General features: G+C 74.3%; 18 protein-coding genes. 14 read left to right on the top strand and 4 right to left on the bottom strand.

Annotated features, from left to right (window positions below; all coding sequences use genetic code 11):
* Nucleotides 1-2: 2 nt before the first annotated feature.
* Nucleotides 3-692, bottom strand: coding sequence for a hypothetical protein (locus C229_RS32770; RefSeq protein ID WP_018655052.1), 690 nt, complete (start codon nt 690-692; stop codon nt 3-5).
* A complete protein-coding gene (locus C229_RS0110620) occupies nt 689-1,276 on the bottom strand; it encodes a SigE family RNA polymerase sigma factor (RefSeq protein WP_051108933.1) in 588 nt (195 codons plus the stop codon). The genes C229_RS32770 and C229_RS0110620 overlap by 4 nt, the downstream gene beginning before the upstream one ends.
* A gap of 256 nt (nt 1,277-1,532) precedes the next feature.
* On the opposite strand from C229_RS0110620, the gene C229_RS0110615 reads away from it, so the two are divergent.
* The 4 genes from C229_RS0110615 (at nt 1,533) to C229_RS0110600 (ending at nt 4,401) form a co-directional block, all read left to right on the top strand.
* Nucleotides 1,533-1,877, top strand: a complete 345-nt coding sequence (locus tag C229_RS0110615) for a histidine triad nucleotide-binding protein (protein ID WP_018655050.1) — start codon at nt 1,533-1,535, stop codon at nt 1,875-1,877.
* 127 nt (nt 1,878-2,004) lie between these two features.
* Entirely contained in the window at nt 2,005-3,045 is a 1,041-nt protein-coding gene (locus C229_RS0110610; protein WP_018655049.1) for a PhoH family protein, read from the top strand.
* Complete coding sequence (gene ybeY, locus C229_RS0110605; RefSeq protein ID WP_018655048.1) at nt 3,045-3,515, top strand: rRNA maturation RNase YbeY; 471 nt, start codon at nt 3,045-3,047, stop codon at nt 3,513-3,515. Before C229_RS0110610 ends, ybeY begins: the two co-directional genes overlap by 1 nt.
* Before the next feature lie 136 nt (nt 3,516-3,651).
* Nucleotides 3,652-4,401: a hypothetical protein gene (locus tag C229_RS0110600; RefSeq protein ID WP_169513826.1), complete on the top strand. Its 750-nt coding sequence runs from the start codon at nt 3,652-3,654 to the stop codon at nt 4,399-4,401.
* Nucleotides 4,402-4,411: 10 nt separating this feature from the next.
* Here the strand turns inward: C229_RS0110600 and C229_RS0110595 are convergent, their stop codons facing one another.
* The gene (locus C229_RS0110595; RefSeq protein WP_018655046.1) at nt 4,412-4,744 is read right to left on the bottom strand and encodes a hypothetical protein; all 333 of its coding nucleotides are present in this window, start codon (nt 4,742-4,744) and stop codon (nt 4,412-4,414) included.
* Nucleotides 4,745-4,866: 122 nt separating this feature from the next.
* On the opposite strand from C229_RS0110595, the gene C229_RS0110590 reads away from it, so the two are divergent.
* From C229_RS0110590 to era, 3 genes are all read left to right on the top strand, one after another.
* Nucleotides 4,867-6,999, top strand: coding sequence for an MMPL family transporter (locus tag C229_RS0110590; RefSeq protein ID WP_018655045.1), 2,133 nt, complete (start codon nt 4,867-4,869; stop codon nt 6,997-6,999).
* 114 nt (nt 7,000-7,113) lie between these two features.
* Nucleotides 7,114-10,437: an ATP-binding protein gene (locus tag C229_RS0110585; RefSeq protein ID WP_026313656.1), complete on the top strand. Its 3,324-nt coding sequence runs from the start codon at nt 7,114-7,116 to the stop codon at nt 10,435-10,437.
* Between the two features lie 30 nt (nt 10,438-10,467).
* On the top strand, nt 10,468-11,403 hold the full coding sequence (gene era, locus C229_RS0110580; RefSeq protein WP_018655043.1) for a GTPase Era: 936 nt from the start codon (nt 10,468-10,470) through the stop codon (nt 11,401-11,403).
* Here era and C229_RS30185 read toward each other — a convergent pair.
* The gene (locus C229_RS30185) at nt 11,339-11,989 is read right to left on the bottom strand and encodes a hypothetical protein (protein WP_155884760.1); all 651 of its coding nucleotides are present in this window, start codon (nt 11,987-11,989) and stop codon (nt 11,339-11,341) included. The two genes, era and C229_RS30185, sit on opposite strands and share 65 nt — an antisense overlap.
* A gap of 131 nt (nt 11,990-12,120) precedes the next feature.
* Between C229_RS30185 and C229_RS32765 the strand changes: the two genes are divergently transcribed.
* The 7 genes from C229_RS32765 to urtE all read left to right on the top strand — a co-directional run bounded on the left by C229_RS32765 (nt 12,121) and on the right by urtE (nt 18,393).
* Nucleotides 12,121-12,732 (top strand): hypothetical protein, encoded by a 612-nt coding sequence (locus tag C229_RS32765; RefSeq protein WP_018655040.1) that lies wholly within the window; start codon nt 12,121-12,123, stop codon nt 12,730-12,732.
* A 28-nt stretch (nt 12,733-12,760) separates the two neighbouring features.
* Nucleotides 12,761-13,534 carry a dimethylarginine dimethylaminohydrolase family protein gene (locus tag C229_RS0110560; RefSeq protein WP_018655039.1) on the top strand — a complete coding sequence of 258 codons (774 nt, stop codon included), beginning with the start codon at nt 12,761-12,763 and terminating at the stop codon, nt 13,532-13,534.
* A gap of 124 nt (nt 13,535-13,658) precedes the next feature.
* The gene (gene urtA / locus C229_RS0110555) at nt 13,659-14,879 is read left to right on the top strand and encodes an urea ABC transporter substrate-binding protein (RefSeq protein WP_026313654.1); all 1,221 of its coding nucleotides are present in this window, start codon (nt 13,659-13,661) and stop codon (nt 14,877-14,879) included.
* 82 nt (nt 14,880-14,961) lie between these two features.
* On the top strand, nt 14,962-15,840 hold the full coding sequence (gene urtB / locus C229_RS0110550; protein WP_018655037.1) for an urea ABC transporter permease subunit UrtB: 879 nt from the start codon (nt 14,962-14,964) through the stop codon (nt 15,838-15,840).
* Nucleotides 15,837-16,937: an urea ABC transporter permease subunit UrtC gene (gene urtC, locus C229_RS0110545; protein ID WP_018655036.1), complete on the top strand. Its 1,101-nt coding sequence runs from the start codon at nt 15,837-15,839 to the stop codon at nt 16,935-16,937. Before urtB ends, urtC begins: the two co-directional genes overlap by 4 nt.
* Nucleotides 16,934-17,683 (top strand): urea ABC transporter ATP-binding protein UrtD, encoded by a 750-nt coding sequence (urtD, locus tag C229_RS0110540; RefSeq protein ID WP_018655035.1) that lies wholly within the window; start codon nt 16,934-16,936, stop codon nt 17,681-17,683. The genes urtC and urtD overlap by 4 nt, the downstream gene beginning before the upstream one ends.
* A complete protein-coding gene (gene urtE / locus C229_RS0110535) occupies nt 17,680-18,393 on the top strand; it encodes an urea ABC transporter ATP-binding subunit UrtE (RefSeq protein WP_018655034.1) in 714 nt (237 codons plus the stop codon). Before urtD ends, urtE begins: the two co-directional genes overlap by 4 nt.
* Nucleotides 18,394-18,396 lie beyond the last annotated feature (3 nt).

Here is an 18,396-nt window from a genome sequence, read left to right as displayed (position 1 = left end):
GCCTAGGGCGCCGAGACGCCCGAGTCGGACGTGGCCGAGCCCGGCTCGGTCGGCTGCTCGGCCGGAGGCGTCGGCTGGTCGGTGGGGGTGGTGGGCTCGGTCGGCTGCGGCGCCGGAGTGGACGGCCCCGGCGACGGGGTCGGCTTGGTGGGCGGGGACGACGGCGACGGGCACCGCGTGACCGAGACCGGCGTGTCCGGCCCGGTCGCGGACGGACTCGCCGCAGGCGGCGTCGCGGGTGCCGAAGCCCCCGCCGGACCGCACGCCGGGGCGCCGGTGGACGACGTCGTGGGCGGCGGCTCGGAGGGATCGCGCGGATCGCCGTCACCGCTGCCGGACGGCGCGGGCGCCGGTTCGGCGGCTCCACCGCCCGGGGCGCCGCCGGTGTGGTCGCCGCCCCTGGCGTCGGGGGACTGCGCGGGGGCGCCGCTGCCGCCCGCCTGGATGAACCGGAGCGTCTCCGGCGCGGAGACGCCGAACCCGGCGATCGCCACGGCCGCGGCGACCGCGAGCGCGGGCCGCGCCCAGCCGGCGGTGAACCATTCCACCCCGAAACGCCGCGCGGGGCGGGCGGCGATGCGGGTGCGGATGCGCTCCAGGCCGTCGTCGGCCGGGATGACCGTGTCCGCCTCCGCGTGCAGAGCGCGGCGGAGCACCTCGCCGAGCTGCTCGTCGCTGGGACCGGTGGTCATGAGAATTGCTCCAGAATGTTGCGCATCGCGGCCATCCCCCGGGCGGTGTGGCTCTTGACCGCACCCCGGGAGATGCCCATGGAGGCGGCGATCTCCGCCTCGGAGAGATCACCGTAGTACCGCAGCGCGAGGGCCTCGCGCTGCCGGTTCGGCAGCCGGTGGAGCGCCTCGACGACCGCCGAGCGCTCCAGTTCGCCGATGGCGCCCACCTCGGCGCTGGGCGCGTCGGGCAGGCCCTTGGGGGCGTACTTCTCGACCACCGCCCGGTGTCGCAGCACCGAGCGCGACCGGTTCACCACGGACTGACGCAGGTAGGACAGGGCCTTGTCGGGGTCGCGCAGGCGCCGCCAGCCGCCGTGCATGGCGACGAACGCGTCCTGCACGACCTCTTCGGCCGTGCCGGAGTCGCGCACCAGCATGGCGGCGAGGCGTACGAGGGAGCGGTAGTTGGCGCTGTACAGCGCCGTCACCGCTTGGTCGGCGTCCCAGGCGACGGCGACCGCGCCCGCCGTACCCCTGGCCACGAGGGTCTCGGTCACGTCTGTGGGACGCGCGCCCTCGTCGTCCGGTTTACGGAAGGGCATTCTCTGTCGTGCCTCGGTCACTCGTTCCGCCGCCTTCGCCACCGTCCCCCGCCGTCCGCGCGGAGGGGCGCCCGGCTCGGTCATGGGTGAGGCGATCCCGGCCGGCCCGCGGGGGAGGCGTGGGGCCGTGGGGGAACGCCTGATCCGCCAACCTTAGAGGTTGCCGCGCCGATTCGCCGCCCCTCGCCGGAGCCGCCCGCGCCGCCACTAGGATCCGGGCAGGTCCACCCGCAGGTCCGTCGAGGGAGACGAGCGCATGACCGACTGCCTGTTCTGCAAGATCGTCGAGGGCGAGGTGCCCGCGAAGATCGTGCGCGAGTCCGAGCGCGCGCTGGCCTTCCGCGACATCAACCCGCAGGCGCCCACGCACGTGCTGGTGATCCCGCGCGAGCACCGGCCGGACGCGGCCGCGCTGGCGGCGTCGTCGCCGGAGGCGCTGGCGGAGGTCGTCGGGCTGGCCGCCCGGGTCGCCGCCGACGAGGGCATCGCCGACTCCGGTTACCGCCTCGTCTTCAACACCGGCGCGGGCGCCGGTCAGACGGTGTTCCACGTGCACGCCCACCTGCTCGGCGGGCGCGGGCTGAACTGGCCTCCCGGCTGACGGGCGGACGGCCGTCCGCCCGGGGAAAACGGGCGGCGCGTCCCGGACACCGCGCAGTACCATGGAGGTGTTCGACGCGGTAACACCAGCACAGAAAGCAGGTCGGAGAGGCCGCGAGGCCCGGCTGATGGTCAACTCAACTCAGGGGCGCGCCCGGCGCGCCGGGGAGCGCACCCCGCTCAAGATCGTGGTGCCGGACGACCACTCGATGGTGAGCCTGCTCGGCTCGCGCGACGAGCTGCTGCACGTGATCGAGAAGGCGTTCCGCAGCGACATCCACGTACGCGGCAACGAGATCACCGTGACCGGCCCGCCCGAGGAGGCGGAGCTGGCGCAGAAGCTGTTCGCCGAACTCATCGAGCTGCTCGGCAGCGGCACCGAACTGACGCCCGACGCCGTCGAACGCAGCCTCGGCATGCTGCGCGACGCCGGGCCCCGCCCGGCCGAGGTGCTCACGCACGACATCCTGTCCAGCCGGGGCCGCACGATCCGGCCGAAGACGCTGAACCAGAAGCGCTACGTCGACGCGATCGACGAGCACACGATCGTGTTCGGCATCGGCCCGGCGGGCACCGGCAAGACGTACCTGGCGATGGCCAAGGCCGTCCGGGCGCTGACCGACAAGAAGGTCAACCGGATCATTCTGACGCGTCCGGCGGTGGAGGCGGGCGAGCGGCTGGGCTTCCTGCCCGGAACGCTCTACGAGAAGATCGACCCGTACCTGCGCCCGCTGTACGACGCGCTGCACGACATGGTCGACCCCGACTCGATCCCGCGGCTGATGTCGGCGGGCACGATCGAGGTGGCGCCGCTGGCGTACATGCGCGGCCGCACGCTGAACGACTCGTTCATCATCCTGGACGAGGCGCAGAACACCTCGCCCGAGCAGATGAAGATGTTCCTCACCCGGCTCGGGTTCGGCTCCAAGGTCGTCGTCACCGGCGACGTCACCCAGGTCGACCTGCCGTCCGGGCAGCAGAGCGGGCTGAGCGTCGTGCAGGACATCCTGGCGGGCGTCGGTGACATCGACTTCTGCCGTCTCACCAGCCACGACGTGGTGCGGCACAAGCTCGTCACCGACATCGTGGACGCCTACAACCGCTTCGACGAGGCGAAGGTCGTCGCGGACCCGCCGCCCCGTCCGGCCCGCAAGCGGGGCGGACGCTGATGTCGATCGAGGTGCTGAACGAGTCCGGCCTGCCCGCCGACGAGAAGGCCATCGGTGACCTGGCCCGGTTCGCGCTGGACGAGCTGCGCGTCCACCCGCTGGCCGAACTGTCGATCATGCTGGTGGACGAGGAGGTCATGACCGACCTGCACGTCAAGTGGATGGACGAGCCCGGCCCGACCGACGTGCTGTCGTTCCCGATGGACGAGCTGCGCCCCGGCCACATGCCCGGCGATGACGACGACGCCGATCCGGCGCTGCTGGGCGACATCGTGCTGTGCCCGGCGGTCGCCGGCCGGCAGGCGGCCGAGGCGCGGCACTCCACCGAGGCCGAGCTGGAGCTGCTGACGGTGCACGGGGTGCTGCACCTGCTCGGCTACGACCACGCCGAGCCCGAGGAGCACAAGGAGATGTTCGGGCTCCAGGCCGAGCTGCTGACCGCCTGGCGCGACCGGCGGTCCCCGGCCTGACCGGCCGCCCGGTGCCCGTAGTGGACGTCACCCGGGGTTAGCAAGCCGACACGCAGGGAAAGATCACGCGCGGCGAGGGATTCGGGGGGATTCCATGGCGCGCGGGACGAGTACGGGCTTGCGGTGGGGCGCGATCATGTCCGTGCTGGCCGGTTTGGCGGGATTGACGGGGCTGACGGCGGGATGCGGCCAGGAGCGGGTGGCGACCCGCGTGGCGGTTCCCCGGCCGGAACAGGTGCTGGCGGCGTCGGTGCTCACCGAGCGCGACGTCCCGGAGGGGTTCTGGCCCGCCGAGGTGGGCCGCGCGGTGACGGCCCTGCGCCCGCCCGACCCCGACTGCGCGGCGCTGCTGCGCGTCGCGAACGCCACCCGGCCGGACGAGCTGCGCGGCGCGGGCTCGGGCGCGGTCGCGGCGGCGTCGTTCTACTCCGAGTCGCCGGTGCTGAGCCTGCACGAGCACATCTTCCGGCTGCCGCCGGGCGAGGCGCGGCAGCGGCTGACCGAGTCCCGCGCGGCGCTGGCCCGATGCCCGAGCATCGCGATGGACGCGGGCCGCAAGAAGGTCGCGCTGAACCGCTACCGGCTGCCGCACCCGAAGGGCGCCCGGGACGCCGTCGCCGTCCGCTACCAGCGCGGCGACGCCCGCAAGGGGTACAGCGGCGTCGACATCGTCCTGGCCCGCCTCGACCACGACCTGCTCGTGATCACGGCGCCCGGCGAGTTCTCGTGGGGCGGGCACCGCAAGCTCCAGCGCGCCGTCGCCCAGGCCGTCCGCAAGGCGCGTCCGGCCGCGCGCGAGCACGCGGCGGCCGTGAAGGCGGCGGCGACCGCCTCGCCGACGTCCCGCGCGACCGACGCCCGTCCGTCGCCGTCCACGAGCCCCTGAACGGCAGACGTCAGAGGGTGGCGGCGAGGTCGCCCTTGAGGTCGGCGACGAACACCGGGGCCTTCGCGCCGAGGTCGCGGACGGCGGCGAGGTCGCCGGGCCGCGCGGTGCCGGACGCGGTGACCACGGCGGCGGCCTCCAGGCTCTCGGCGCCGGAGGAGACGGCCATGGCGACCGCGACCTGGAGGGCGGTGAGCGCCAGCGAGGGGAGCGCGACCGTCGCGGCGGCGTACGTGCGGCCCGTCTCGTCGCGGACGGCGGCGCCCTCGGCGGCGCCGGTGCGGGCGCGCGTCGAGCGGGCCAGCGTGATGATCTTGGTGTCCTCGGCGGTGGGTTCGCTCACCCGGCCAGCTTAGACGCCGCCGTGAGCGGCGCCGCAAGTCGCCGCCAAGTGGGCGGCAAGGGGCGCGCGCGAGGCTCGGTCACGTCAACCTGCCGAGCTTCACGTCCGAGGAGAGAACCCCGATGTCGCGTCTGCTCTACCGCCTGGGGAGGGCCGCCGCGCTGCGGCCCTGGCGGTTCGTCGTCGCCTGGCTGCTGCTGGTGGGGGCGCTGGGCGGCGCCGTCGCCGTGACCGGCGGCGCCCTGCACGACAACTACACGCTGGACGGCTCCGGGTCGCAGGAGGCGACCGACCTGCTCACCGAGCGGTTCCCGGACCTGGCCGGGGCCGACGCCCGCGTCGTCGTCCGCGCGAAGGACGGGTCCGTGGACCCGGCGGCGCTGGCGCAGGCGCGCACCGCGCTGGCCGCGCTGCCGCACGTCTCCGGCGTGGAGCCCGCGCCGCCGGGCCGGACGCCCGCGATCGGGCTGCTGACCGTCCGCTACGACGTGCCCGTCACCGACCTGAAGCCCGCCGAGACCCTCGACCGGCTGGAGACCGCGACGGCGCCGCTGCGCGCGAGCGGCCACCAGGTCGAGTTCGGCGGCCAGGTCCCCGAGAACGTCACCGCGCCGGGCGGGGCGGCCGAGGCCGTCGGCATCGTCGCGGCGCTGGTCATCCTGCTGCTGGCGTTCGGGTCGGTCGTGGCGGCGGGGCTGCCGCTGATCGTCGCGCTGGCGGGGCTCGGCGCGGGCGTCAGCGGCGTGCTGCTGCTGGCCGCCGTCACCGACGTCGCGACCACCGCGCCCACGCTGGCGATCATGGTGGGGCTCGGCGTCGGCATCGACTACGCGCTGTTCATCCTGACCCGGCACCGCGAGGGACTGGCCAAGGGCCTGTCCGTGCCCGAGTCGGTCGGCCGCGCGATGGGCTCGGCGGGCCTGTCGGTGCTGTTCGCGGGGTTCACCGTGCTGCTCGCCCTGTGCGGGCTGGTGCTGTCGCGGGTGCCCGTGTTCATGACGATGGGCTTCGCGACGGGCATCGTCGTCCTCGCCACGGTCGCGGGCGCCCTCACGCTCTTGCCCGCCGTACTGGGGCTGGCGGGCACCCGCGTGCTGCGCCGCCGCGACCGCGTGGAGGGCGCGGTGATCAGCACGGACGCGCCGGTCGTGCGCCGCTGGGCCGACCGCGTCGCGCGCCGGCCGCTGGCCTGGGCGCTGGCCGGGCTGGTGCTGCTGCTGACGCTCGCCGCGCCCGCGCTGGGGATGCGGACGTGGCCGAGCGACGCCAGCAGCGAGCCCGACTCCAACACGGTCCGCCGCGCCTACGACCTCATCGCCACCGGCTACGGGCCGGGCGCCAACGGCCCGCTGCTCGTCACCGTCGACCTGGAGCGGACGCCCGCGTCCGAGCTGCCCGGCCTCACCCGGCGGCTCGCCGCCGACCGCGACATCGCGGCGGTCGCGCCGCCGCTGACCTCCCCGGACCGCACCGCCGCCGTGATCGTCGCGACGCCGGAGTTCGGGCCGCAGGACGAGGGCGTCCGCCCGATGGTCGACCGGCTGCGCGCCGACGTCCTGCCGCCGGGCAGTGAGATCACCGGGCTGACCGCCGTCTACGTCGATCTCAGCCGGGTCCTGGAGGATCGGCTGTGGCCGGTGATCGGGGTCGTGGTCGCGACGTCGTTCCTGATGCTGCTGGTGGTCTTCCGGTCGGTGATCGCGCCGATCAAGGCGGCGGCGATGAACCTGCTGTCGATCGCCGCCGCCTACGGGGTGCTGGTCGCGGTGTTCCAGTGGGGGTGGGGCGCGGGGCTGCTGGGGCTGCCGCACGCGGTCCCGGTGTCGAGCTTCATCGTCCTGCTGCTGTTCGCGGTGCTGTTCGGCGTCTCGATGGACTACGAGGTGTTCCTGCTCTCGCGGGTCCGGGAGGAGTGGCTGCGCACCGGGGACGCGCGCGGCTCGGTCACGACGGGGCTGGCCGCTACCGGCCGCGTCATCACCAGCGCGGCGCTGATCATGGTGGCGGTGTTCCTCGGCTTCGCCCTGGACCCCGGCCTGGTGATCAAGCAGATGGGCGTCGGGCTGGCGGTCGCGGTCGCCGTGGACGCGACGGTCGTCCGGCTCGTCCTGGTCCCGGCGGTCATGGCCCTGCTGGGCGGTGCGAACTGGTGGCTTCCCGGCCCGCTGGACCGCATCCTGCCGAAGGTGGACGTCCACGGCCCCGCCGAGGACTCGCCCGCCGGGGAGAAGGAGCGCGAACCCGCCCCGGCCTGACCTCGCACCGCCCGCCGCCCGCCGTCCGGGCGGCGGGCGTGACGAACAACGCGCGGGGGCCCGACGGCCCGTGGGGCCCGGCCGGTCTAGGCTGGCGTCCAAATGGCGGGCGACATGACGGACGTGCGGGTTCTGGGCGCGTTCGAGGCGCATGTGGCGGGTGCCCCGGCCGACCTCGGCGGGCCCCGCCAGCGTTCCGTGCTGGCGCGGCTCGTGGCGGCGGGCGGACGCATGGTGCCCGCCGACCGGATCGTCGCCGACCTGTGGCCGGAGGGGGCGCCGCCCCGGGCCGCCGGAGGACTCCAGTCGTTCGTCTCGCACCTGCGGCGCGCGCTGGAGCCGTCCCGGCCGCCGCGCACGCCCGCCGGCGTCCTGGTCACCGCGCCGCCCGGATACGCGCTGCGGCTCCCGGACGACCGGGTCGACGCCTGGGCGTTCGAGGCGCTGACGGCCCGCGCCGCCGAACGGCTGGCCGCCGGAGACCCGGCCGCCGCCGCACGCGCGGCGGGCGAGGCCCTGACCCGCTGGCGCGGCCCCGCCTACGCCGAGTTCGCCGACCTGCCGTGGGCGGCGCGCGAGGCCGACCGCCTCGCCGAACTGCACCGGCTGGCCGTCGAGCACCGCGCCGCCGCGCTGCTCGCGACCGGCGGCGCCCCCGGAGCCGTCCCCGACCTGGAGGCGCACACCGCCGCGCACCCGTTCCGCGAGGAGGCGTGGCGGCTGCTGGCCCTCGCCCTGTACCGGGCGGGCCGCCAGGGCGACGCGCTCGCGGCGCTGCGCCGGGCCCGCGCCCGGCTCACCGAGGAACTCGGCGTCGACCCCGGCCCGGCGCTGCGCGATCTCGAACGCGACATCCTCGCCCAGTCCCCGGCGCTGCTGGCCGAGCCCGCGAACGAGCGCGCCGCCGCGCCGGTCCTGACCGTCGTCCCGGACGCCGCGCCCGCGCACGCGTTCGTCGGCCGCGCCGCCGAACTGCGCCGGATGGACGCCGCCGCCCGCGACTGCGCCGCCGGGGAGGGCCGCCTGCTGCTGCTCAGCGGCGACGCCGGGATGGGCAAGACCGCGCTCGTGGAACGGTTCGCCGCCGACCGCGCCGCGCACGGCTGGCGCACCGCGTGGGGCCGCGCCCCCGAGACCGGCGGCGCCCCCGCCGCCTGGCCGTGGGCCGAACTGCTGCGGGCCCTCGCCGCCGCCGACCCGCCCGGCGGCGACCTGGCCGCCCGGCTCGCCCCGCTGCTCGACGACGCCGCCACCCCCGAGGGCGGCGACGTCCAGGCCCGCCGGTTCCGCCTGCACCTGGCCGTCGGGGAGTACCTGGGCGGGCTCGCCGGGCGGGCGCCGCTGCTGCTGGCCCTGGACGACCTGCATTGGGCCGACGAGGAGACGCTGGCGCTGCTCGTCCAGCTCGCCGGACGGCTCCGCGACCGGCCCGTGCTCATCGTTGCGACGTACCGTCCCACCGAGACTCCCGCCGCGCTCGGCGGCGCGCTCGCGCTGCTGGCCCGGCACGAGCCCGAGCGGCTGGAGCTGGCCGGGCTGCCCGCCGCCGAGACCGCCGCGCTGGTCCGCGCCGCCTGCGCCACCCCGCTGAGCGACGGCGACGTCGCCGCCATCGCCGAGCGCACCGGCGGGAACCCGTTCTTCACCCGCGAGTCCGCCCGCCTGGTCGACGCCGAGGGGCTGCCCGCCGCCCGCCGCGCCGTCCCCGCCGGGGTCGGTGACGTGCTGCGCCGCCGCTTCGCCCGGCTCCCCGCCGGAGCCCACGCCGTGCTGCGCGTCGCGGCCGTCCTCGGCCGTGAGGCCGACCTGGCCGTCCTCACCGACGTGGCGGGCGGCGACGAGGACGCCGTCATCGACGCCGTCGAGGCGGGCCTGGCCGCCGGGCTGGTGGACGAGCCCGCGCCCGGCCGCGTCCGGTTCGCGCACGCGCTCGTCCGCGACGCCCTCTACTCGGACCTGTCGCGGGCCCGCCGGACCCGGCTGCACGGCGCGTTCGCGGCGGCGCTGGAACGGCACCGCCCGCACGAGACCGCCGCCATCGCCCACCACCACCTGGCGTCCGGCGGCGACCCCGAACGCGCCGTCCGGTACGCGCGGCTCGCCGCCGAGGCCGCCGAGACGCGCTTCGCCTACCGCGCCGCCGCCGAGCTGTGGAGCCGCGCGGCCGACCTGCTCGGCGCGGCGGGGAAGATCCGCGAGCGGCTGGAGACCGAGATCGCCGCGATCCGCGCCGCCGCGCTGGCCGGGGACCTGATGGGCGCGCGCGTCCGGCGGCAGGCGGCGGTGGCGCTCGCCCGCGACGTCGGCGACACGTGCCTGCTCGCCCGCGTCATCGTCGCGTTCGACGTCCCGACGCTGTGGTCGAGCCGCGCCTACGGGTCGTCGGACGACGCGATCGTCACCGCCGCCGAGAGCGCGCTCGCGGCGCTGCCCGCCGACGCGGCCGAGCTGCGGGTGCGGCTGCTGACGACGATCGCGATCGAGCGGGAGGGCGAGGCCGCCGACCGCGGCCTGCGGGCGGGCCGCGAGGCCGTCGCGCTGGCCCGCGAGCACGGCGACCCGGCGCTGCTGGCCGTCGCGTTCAACGGCCTCTACCTCAACCTGTACCGCGAACCGGGCCACCGCGACGAGCGCTGGGCGCTGGCGAACGAGCTGCTCGACCTGTCCCGCGCGCACGACCTGGCCGTCTACCGGGGCCTGGCGCACCTCCAGCTCCGCCAGGCGGCGGCGGCCCGGCTGGACTTCGCCGCCGCCGGCGAGCACTCCCGCGCGGGGCTGCGGCACGTCCGCGACCAGGGGCTGGCGCTGCTGGAGGCCATCGGCCACTGGCACGGCGGGCTCGACCACGTCATCGCCGGACGCTGGGACGCCGCCGGGCACGCCTATCGCCGCGCCTGGCACGCGACCGGCGGCATCTGGGGCACCGAGCGCGGGATGCTGTTCATCACCGACTTCTGCACGCACCTGGCGCGCGGCACCCTGGCCGGCCTGCTGGAGGAGACCGAGGAGATCGTCGCGGACTGGGGGCACGTCGACTTCGCCGCCGACCTGCACGCCGTCGTGCTCGCCGCCGCCGGGCGCGGCGCGGAGGCCGCCCACCGGGCGCCGCCCGGCACGGTCCGGCCCGACTTCTTCTTCGACCTGGCGATGTCGGTGCGCGGGAAACGCGCCGTCCTGCTCGGTGACCGCGCGCTCGGCGCCGAGACGTACGCGGCCCTGCTGCCCTGGGCCGACCACCTCAGCGGCGGCGGCTGCGGCGTCGTCACGCTCGGCCCGGTCGCGCAGGTCCTCGGTGACCTGGCCGTCCTGCTCGACCGCCCCGCCGACGCCGCCGCGCACTACCGGCACGCCGCCGAGCTGTCGGCGCGCGTCGGCGCCGCCCGCTTCGAGCGCGAGGCCCGGGCCGCGCTGCGCGACCTGGGCACGCCCGCGGCGTGACAAGGTCGTCCCATGCGCGACAATTGACAGGTGACAGCGCTGGGAGACCTCAACGCCGCCGATGTCCCCCAGGGGTTCCGGTCCGGCTTCGCCTGCTTCGTGGGACGGCCCAACGTCGGCAAGTCCACGCTGATGAACGCCCTGGTCGGGACGAAGGTGGCGATCACCAGCAGCCGCCCGCAGACCACCCGGCGGGCGATCCGCGGCATCGTGCACCGGCCCGACGCGCAGCTCGTCGTCGTCGACACCCCCGGCCTGCACAAGCCGCGCACGCTGCTGGGGGAGCGGCTGGACAGCCTGGTGCGGTCCACGCTCACCGAGGTGGACGTGATCGGGTTCTGCGTCCCGGCCGACCAGCCCGTCGGCCCCGGCGACAAGTTCATCGCCCGCGAGCTGGCGAACGTCAAGTCGACGCCGATCGTCGCGATCGTCACCAAGACCGACCTGGTGCCGCGCGAGAAGGTCGCCGAACAGCTCATGGCCGTGGGCGAACTCGGCGCCTTCGCCGACATCGTGCCCTGCTCCGCGCAGGACGGCTTCCAGGTGGGGCTCGTGGGCGACCTGCTCATCGGGCACCTGCCCGAGGGCATGCCGCTCTACCCCGAGGGCGACCTCACCGACGAGCCCGAGCAGGTGCTCATCGCCGAGCTGATCCGCGAGGCGGCGCTGGAGGGCGTCCGCGACGAGCTGCCGCACTCGATCGCCGTCCTGGTGGACGAGATGGCGCCGCGCGAGGGCCGCGACGACCTCGTCGACGTCTACGCCCACCTGTACGTCGAGCGGTCCAGCCAGAAGGGCATCATCATCGGCCACAAGGGCGCGCGGCTCCGCGACGTCGGCGCCACCGCCCGGCGGCAGATCGAGGCGCTGCTGGGCACCCGCGTCTTCCTCGACCTGCGGATCAAGGTCCTGAAGGACTGGCAGCGCGATCCGAAGCATCTGCGCCGGCTCGGCTTCGACGATTGAGCCGCGCGGTCAGCGGCTGGAGCAGCGCCAGCCCGGTGACCAGCAGCGCGGACGCCAGCGCCAGGTACCAGCCGTAGGTGAGCGTCAGGTCGAACCGGCCGAACAGCTCGTTCTCCCGCATGATCTGCTCGCGCGCGTGGCCGAGCCGCAGCACGAACAGCCCGCAGCCGAGCGCGGCCAGCGCGCCGGGCACCGCGCTGAGCAGGGCGATGCGCGGGTCGCGCGCGACCAGGCCCCACGCCGTCAGCAGCAGCGCGCACAGCGCCAGCACCGGCACGACGACCACGGCGCCGTCGGCCTCGATGCCCGCCACGTCGCCGCCCTCCTGGCGGAGCTCGCTGCCGAACAGGCTGAGCACGTACCGCATCTCGGCCCACGGCAGGAACGCCGAGACCAGCAGCGTGCCCGCCGCCAGCATGGTGAGCACCGACCAGACCGTCCTCGCCCGCGAGCCGGGCGGACGCGGGGCGGCGGGCGGTTCCGGCTGCTCGGCCGGAGACGCGCCGTGCGCCGCCCGGTGACCCGTGTGCAGAGGCGGCAGGAACTCCGGCCTCGGCCGCCCGCCGGAATCCACGTCACCGCTCATGAGCACAGCGTAGACCTCGGGCCCGCCCGCCGACCGGATCGCGTGACGCCGCACCCAGAGGTGTCGAGCCGGTTCCGGTGCGGGCGCGGGGTGGGTAGTTTGGGCGAGGTCGCGCAGAAGGGAGGGCGTCGGTGCTGCTCGTCTTCGGGTTCTCGGTCACCTATCGGACGGTCGGGGAGGGAACGTTCCACTGTCCCCGCTGTGGGGGAGACCGGACGTATCGGCGGCGCGCCGCGCGCCGCTGGGTCACCGCGTTCTTCGTGCCCGTCGTCCCGCTGCGGGCCATCGGCGAGTGCGCCGAGTGCCGCACCTGCAAGGGACGGTTCGCGACGTCGGCGCTGCGGACGCCGACCGCGCGGCTGATGGCCGCGGCGCTGCCCGCCGGGATGCGGGCCGCCGCAGCGCTCGTGCTCGCCGCCGGCGACCCGGGCGACCCCGCCGCCCGCGAGCGCGCGATCCAGGTCGTCCGCGGCTACGGCGACACCGCCTACGACGGCGCCGCCCTCGACGGCGACCTGGTGCTGCGCGCGGGCTTCCTCGCCGAGGAGGTCACCCGCGCCGGTGACGCGCTGACCGTCGAGGCCCGCGAGTGGTTCCTCGCCCAGACCGTCCGCATCGCGCTGGCGTCCGGCCCGCTGGACGAGGCGCGCCGCCGCGCCGTGCACCGCGTGGCGCAGTGGCTCGGCATGTCCCGCGCGCACGCCCTCGGCGTCATCCTCACCACCGAGGGTGCCGCGCACTGACCCCACCCCCCATTTACGGACGTCCCCCATGTACGCACCAGAGCGCACGCCCGCCCGCCGCACGGCCCTCGTCCGCCGCCCCGGCCCCCGCCTCGCCGAGGGCATCGCCCCGGGCGCCGCCGCGCCCGTCGACACGGACCTCGCGCGCCGCCAGCACGACGCCTACGTGGCCGCGCTGCGCGCCGCCGGGTGGACGGTCCACGAGGTCGAACCCGCCGACGACCACCCCGACGCGGTGTTCGTGCAGGACGCGCTCGTCGTGCGCGGCGACGTCGCCGTCGTGACCCGGCCCGGCGCGCCCGCGCGGCGCGGCGAGACGGCGGGCGCGGAGAAGGCCGCCCGCGACCTCGGGCTGCGCGTCGAGCGGGTCACCGCGCCCGCGACGCTGGACGGCGGCGACGTGCTCCAGGCGGGCGGCGTCGTCTACGTGGGCCGCACCGCGCGGACGAACGAGGACGGCACCTGCGCGCTCGCGCACCTGCTCGGCGACGGCCCCGTCGTTCCGGTGGCCGCGCCGGACGTCCTGCACCTGAAGTCGGCCATGACCGCGCTGCCGGACGGCACGCTGTTCGGCCGCCCCGAGCACGTCGCCACCGCCGGGCTGCCGGGGGTGCGGGTGGCGCCCGAGCCGACCGGCGCGCACGTGCTCGTCACCGGGCCCCGGCACGTCCTGCTGGCGGCCTCGGCACCGCGCACCGCCGCGCTGCTCGCCGCCGAGGGACTGGACGTCACGACGGTCGAGATCGGGGAGTTCCAGAAGCTCGGAGGCAGCGTGACCTGCCTTTCCGTGCTCATTCCCTGACCGACGGTCGCGGTGAGAAGTTCGTCATCCTCATGTAACACGACGGTCGTTGCCCGGAAATCTGTTTCCGGAGACTTGGCACAGTAAACGAACCGACGGGGTCCGTTCTGTGAGGAGTCGATAGTTGCGGAAAAAGTTCTTCAGGCCGTTGGCGGCGGCGCTCGTCCTGCCGGCCGCATTGCTCACCGCCTGTGGCGGTGAATCGGGTGACACCGCCGAAGCGGGGGCCGCCGGAAACACCATCAAGGTCGGTGTCCTGCACTCGCTGAGCGGCACGATGTCCATCAGCGAGGTGACGGTCAAGAATTCCGAGCTGCTGGCGATCGAAGAGATCAACGCCAAGGGCGGGGTGCTCGGCAAGAAGCTGGAGCCCGTCGTCGAGGACGGCGCCTCGGACTGGCCGACCTTCGCCCAGAAGGCCCAGAAGCTCATCAAGAAGGACAAGGTCGCGACGGTGTTCGGCGGCTGGACGTCCGCCAGCCGCAAGGCGATGCTGCCGGTCTTCGAGCGCAACAAGGCGCTGCTGTGGTACCCGGTCCAGTACGAGGGGCTGGAGAGCTCCCCGTACATCTTCTACACCGGCGCCACCACCAACCAGCAGATCGTGCCCGGCCTCGACTACCTCAAGGAAAAGGGCAAGAAGAAGATCTACCTGGTCGGCAGCGACTACGTCTTCCCGCGCACCGCCAACAAAATCATCAAGGCGTACGCGAAGGCGAACGGAATGCAGATCCTGGGCGAGGAGTACACTCCGCTCGGGCACACCGAATACAGCACGCTGGTCAACAAGATCAGTGACGCCAAGCCGGACGCGGTGTTCAACACGCTCAATGGCGACAGCAATGTGGCCTTTTTCAAGCAGCTCAAGAGCGCCGGATTCGACGCCGCCAAGCTGCCGGTGATGTCGGTGAGCATCGCCGAGGAAGAGGTGAAGGGCATCGGCGTCCCGAACATCGAGGGCCAGCTCGTCGCCTGGAACTACTACCAGACGACCTCCGGCGCGACGAACGACGCGTTCGTCAAGGCGTTCCAGGCCAAGCACAAGGGCGCGGTGACCTCCGACCCGATGGAGGCCGGGTACAACGCCGTCCACCTGTGGGCCGCCGCCGCCGAGAAGGCCGGCAGCGTCGAGGTGGAGGCCGTGAAGAAGGCCGCCGCCGGGATCTCGCTCGACCTGCCCGAGGGCAAGGTCACCATCGACGGACCCACCCAGCACGTCTACAAGACGGCCCGGATCGGCGTCATCGGCAAGGACGGCCTCATCAAGGAGGTCTGGTCGTCCAAGGAGCCGATCAAGCCCGACCCGTACCTGAAGTCCTACCCCTGGGCCTCCGGCCTGTCCTGACGAGGGAACGTTCCGCGGCGCGCGCAACGGCGGGCGCGCCGCTTCCTCCCCGGAACGCATTAGAGGAGGCGGCTCAAAGCCCATGGAATCACTGCTCAACCAGGTGCCGATCGGGCTCAGCATCGGCGCGGTGCTGCTGCTCATCGCGCTCGGCCTGACGTTCACGTTCGGCCAGATGGGCGTCATCAACATGGCGCACGGAGAGTTCATCATGGCCGGTGCCTACACGGCCTACATGCTCCAGGGATGGGCGGGCGGCCAGGCCGTCCTGGTCGCCCTGCCCGTCGCGTTCCTCATCGCGGGGGCGCTCGGCTGGATCCTGGAGCGGACGGCGATCCGGCACTTCTACGGCCGGCCGCTGGACACGCTGCTGCTCACCTGGGGCGTCAGCCTGGTGCTCCAGCAGGCGGCGCGCGACCTGTTCGGCGCCCCCAACGTCCAGGTCGACGCCCCGTCCTGGCTCACCGGACGGATCGAGGTCGCGGGCGCGAACCTGCCGTACTCGCGGCTGTTCATCCTCGGCCTCGCCATCGCGTGCGTCGTCGGGATCTCGGTCTACATGAACCGGTCCCGGCAGGGCCGCCGGATGCGCGCGGTGATGCAGAACCGCGAGCTGGCGGCGGTCAGCGGCGTCGCCACCGGCCGCGTCGACCAGTTCACGTTCTTCCTCGGCTCCGGCCTGGCCGGTGTCGCCGGGGTGGCGCTGACGCTGATCGGGCCGGTCGGCCCGTCGCTCGGCACCTACTACATCGTGGACGCGTTCCTCGTCGTCGTCGCGGGCGGCCTCGGGCAGCTCAAGGGCGCGGTGATCGCGGCGCTGGCCCTCGGCATGCTGAACTCGTTCACCGAGTTCTGGACCGACGCCAGCCTGGCCAAGGTCATCGTGTTCGCGGCGATCATCGCCTTCCTCCAGTTCCGTCCCCAGGGCATGTTCGTCCTGCGTTCCCGGGCCCTGACATGAGCGACCGGCTGCGTGGCTACACGCTCTTCGCCTCGATCTCCCTGCTCATCCTCGTCGTCGCGCCGCTGGCCCTGCCCGCGTTCCGGCTCGACGAGCTGGCCAAGTACCTCTGCTTCGCCATCGCCGCGCTCGGCATCGGCCTGGCCTGGGGCCAGGGCGGCATGCTCACGCTCGGCCAGGGCGTGTTCTTCGGCCTCGGCGGCTACGCCATGGGGATGTACCTGAAGCTGCACGACGCGGGCGGCGACCTGCCCGACTTCATGGTGTGGAGCGGCGTGGAGAAGCTGCCCGCGCTGTGGGGACCGTTCGGCAACCCGGTCGTGGCGATCGGCGCGGTGATCGTCGTGCCGGTCGCCATCGCGACGCTCCTCGGCGTCCTGGTGTTCCGGCAGCGGGTGCGCGGCGCGTACTTCGCGATCCTGACGCAGGCGCTCGCGGCGGCGTTCGTCATCCTGCTCGTCGGCCAGCAGGGCCTGACCGGCGGGACGAACGGGCTGACCAACTTCTACGACGTGTTCGGCCGCGACCCCGAGGCCGAGAGCACGCAGCGCGGGCTGTACTTCGTCACCGCGATCGTGCTCGGCGTCCTGTACCTGGGCGCGCGGCAGCTCGTGAAGTCGCGGTTCGGGCGGCTGCTCGTCGCCGTCCGCGACGGCGAGGACCGGGTCCGGTTCCTCGGATACAACCCCGCCACGGTCAAGACGATCACGTTCGCGGTCTCGGCGGGCATGGCGGGCATCGCGGGCGCGCTGTTCGTCCCGGTCGTCGGGATCATCTCGCCGTCGCTGCTCGGCGTGGTGCCGTCGCTGGAACTGGTCGTGGCCGTCGCGGTCGGCGGCCGGTACGCCCTGGCCGGGGCGATCCTCGGCGCGGTCGCGATGAACTACGCCAAGACGGCGTTCAGCGAGGAGTGGGCGGGCGGCTGGCTCTACCTCCAGGGCGCCCTGTTCATCCTCGTCATGACACTCGCCCCCAGGGGCGCGGTCGGCGTCTACCAGCAGGCCCGCGACGCCCTGGCCCGCCGCCGCGGCGACCGGCCCCCGCCCGAGCCCGAGCCCGCTCCGGCGGTCAAGACCCCGAAGGAGGTACCGGCATGAGTGAGGCGTTGCTGGAGATCCGGGGGCTGGAGGTCGTGTTCGACGGCTTCCGGGCCCTCGGGGGAGTGGACCTGACCGTCGGGGCGGGGGAGCTGCGGTTCCTCATCGGCCCCAACGGCGCGGGCAAGACCACGCTCATCGACGTGATCACCGGGCTGACCCGGCCCGCGTCGGGGACCGTCCGGTTCGCGGGGACCGAGCTGTCCGGGCAGAAGGAGCACAAGATCGTCCGGCTGGGCATCGGGCGGACGTTCCAGACCTCGGTGGTGTTCGAGGAACTGACCGTCGTGGAGAACCTCGACCTGGCCGCCGGATTCCGGCGCCCGCTGCCGACGCTGCTGCGGCAGCGCAGGGGCGTGTCCGACACCGTCGCCACGGCGCTGGACACCATCGGCCTCGGCCACCTGGCCGACCGGCCCGCGGGCGTCCTGTCGCACGGGCAGCGGCAGTGGCTGGAGATCGGCATGCTCATCGCGCAGCAGCCCCGGCTGCTCCTGCTGGACGAGCCCGTCGCCGGCATGAGCCGCGACGAGCGCGACCGCACCGGCGAACTGCTCACCTCGATCGCGAAGGACCACACGGTCATCGTCGTCGAGCACGACATGGAGTTCCTGCGCCGCTACGCCTCCCAGGTGACGGTGCTGCACGAGGGGAAGGTGCTGGTCGAGGGCGACGTCGCCGCCGTCCAGGCCGACCCCCGCGTCCAGGAGGTCTACCTGGGCCGCACCCGGGAGGAGGCCGCGTGACCGGCACCGAGCCGCTGCTCCGGGTGACGGGGCTGGAGGCCGCCTACGGACGGGCCCGCGTGCTCTTCGGCGTGGACGTGACGGTCGGGCCGGGCGAACTGCTGTGCGTGATGGGCCGCAACGGCGTCGGCAAGACCACGCTGCTCAACGCGGTCATGGGGGTGCTGCCGCCCACCGGCGGCACGGTCGTCTTCGACGGCGAGGACGTCACCGGCGTCCCCACGCACGAGCGCGTGCGGCGCGGCATGGGCTACGTGCCGCAGGGGCACGAGACGTTCCCGCAGCTCACCGTCGCCGAGAACCTCCAGGTCACGCTGGAGGCGTCCCGGCACCGCGACAAGGGCGCGATCGACGAGGCGCTGGAGATCTTCCCCCGGCTCAAGGAGTTCCTCGGCCGCCGCGCCGGGTTCCTGTCCGGCGGCCAGCAGCAGCAGCTCGCGATCGCCCGCGCGCTCGTCACCCGGCCCCGGATGCTGATCCTGGACGAGCCGACCGAGGGCATCCAGCCGTCGATCGTGCAGGAGATCGAGGCCGCGATCGAGCGGCTGCACAAGGAGAACGGCCTGGCGGTGCTGCTCGTCGAGCAGTACCTGGAACTGGCGCTGCGGCTGGCCGACGGCTTCGTCATCATCGAGGGCGGCGCCGTCCAGCGCGCGGGCACCGCCGAGGACCTGCACGACGAGGAGGTCAAGCGGCTGCTGGCCGTCTGATCG

It is taken from the genome of Actinomadura flavalba DSM 45200 (assembly GCF_000374305.1).
GTDB lineage: Bacteria > Actinomycetota > Actinomycetes > Streptosporangiales > Streptosporangiaceae > Spirillospora > Spirillospora flavalba.
This window is presented reverse-complemented; position numbering and strand designations above follow the sequence as displayed.

What these genes read in the sequence shown, in the direction of transcription:
- urtD (WP_018655035.1), top strand. Translation starts at nt 16,934, where the DNA reads ATGAGTGAGGCGTTGCTGGAGATCCGGGGGCTGGAGGTCGTGTTCGAC.
- urtC (WP_018655036.1), top strand. Translation starts at nt 15,837, where the DNA reads ATGAGCGACCGGCTGCGTGGCTACACGCTCTTCGCCTCGATCTCCCTG.
- C229_RS0110560 (WP_018655039.1), top strand. Translation starts at nt 12,761, where the DNA reads ATGTACGCACCAGAGCGCACGCCCGCCCGCCGCACGGCCCTCGTCCGC.
- C229_RS0110590 (WP_018655045.1), top strand. Translation starts at nt 4,867, where the DNA reads ATGTCGCGTCTGCTCTACCGCCTGGGGAGGGCCGCCGCGCTGCGGCCC.
- C229_RS0110620 (WP_051108933.1), bottom strand. Translation starts at nt 1,276, where the DNA reads ATGCCCTTCCGTAAACCGGACGACGAGGGCGCGCGTCCCACAGACGTG.
- C229_RS0110615 (WP_018655050.1), top strand. Translation starts at nt 1,533, where the DNA reads ATGACCGACTGCCTGTTCTGCAAGATCGTCGAGGGCGAGGTGCCCGCG.
- C229_RS0110585 (WP_026313656.1), top strand. Translation starts at nt 7,114, where the DNA reads ATGACGGACGTGCGGGTTCTGGGCGCGTTCGAGGCGCATGTGGCGGGT.
- C229_RS32770 (WP_018655052.1), bottom strand. Translation starts at nt 692, where the DNA reads ATGACCACCGGTCCCAGCGACGAGCAGCTCGGCGAGGTGCTCCGCCGC.
- C229_RS0110610 (WP_018655049.1), top strand. Translation starts at nt 2,005, where the DNA reads ATGGTCAACTCAACTCAGGGGCGCGCCCGGCGCGCCGGGGAGCGCACC.
- C229_RS30185 (WP_155884760.1), bottom strand. Translation starts at nt 11,989, where the DNA reads ATGAGCGGTGACGTGGATTCCGGCGGGCGGCCGAGGCCGGAGTTCCTG.
- C229_RS0110600 (WP_169513826.1), top strand. Translation starts at nt 3,652, where the DNA reads ATGTCCGTGCTGGCCGGTTTGGCGGGATTGACGGGGCTGACGGCGGGA.
- ybeY (WP_018655048.1), top strand. Translation starts at nt 3,045, where the DNA reads ATGTCGATCGAGGTGCTGAACGAGTCCGGCCTGCCCGCCGACGAGAAG.
- urtB (WP_018655037.1), top strand. Translation starts at nt 14,962, where the DNA reads ATGGAATCACTGCTCAACCAGGTGCCGATCGGGCTCAGCATCGGCGCG.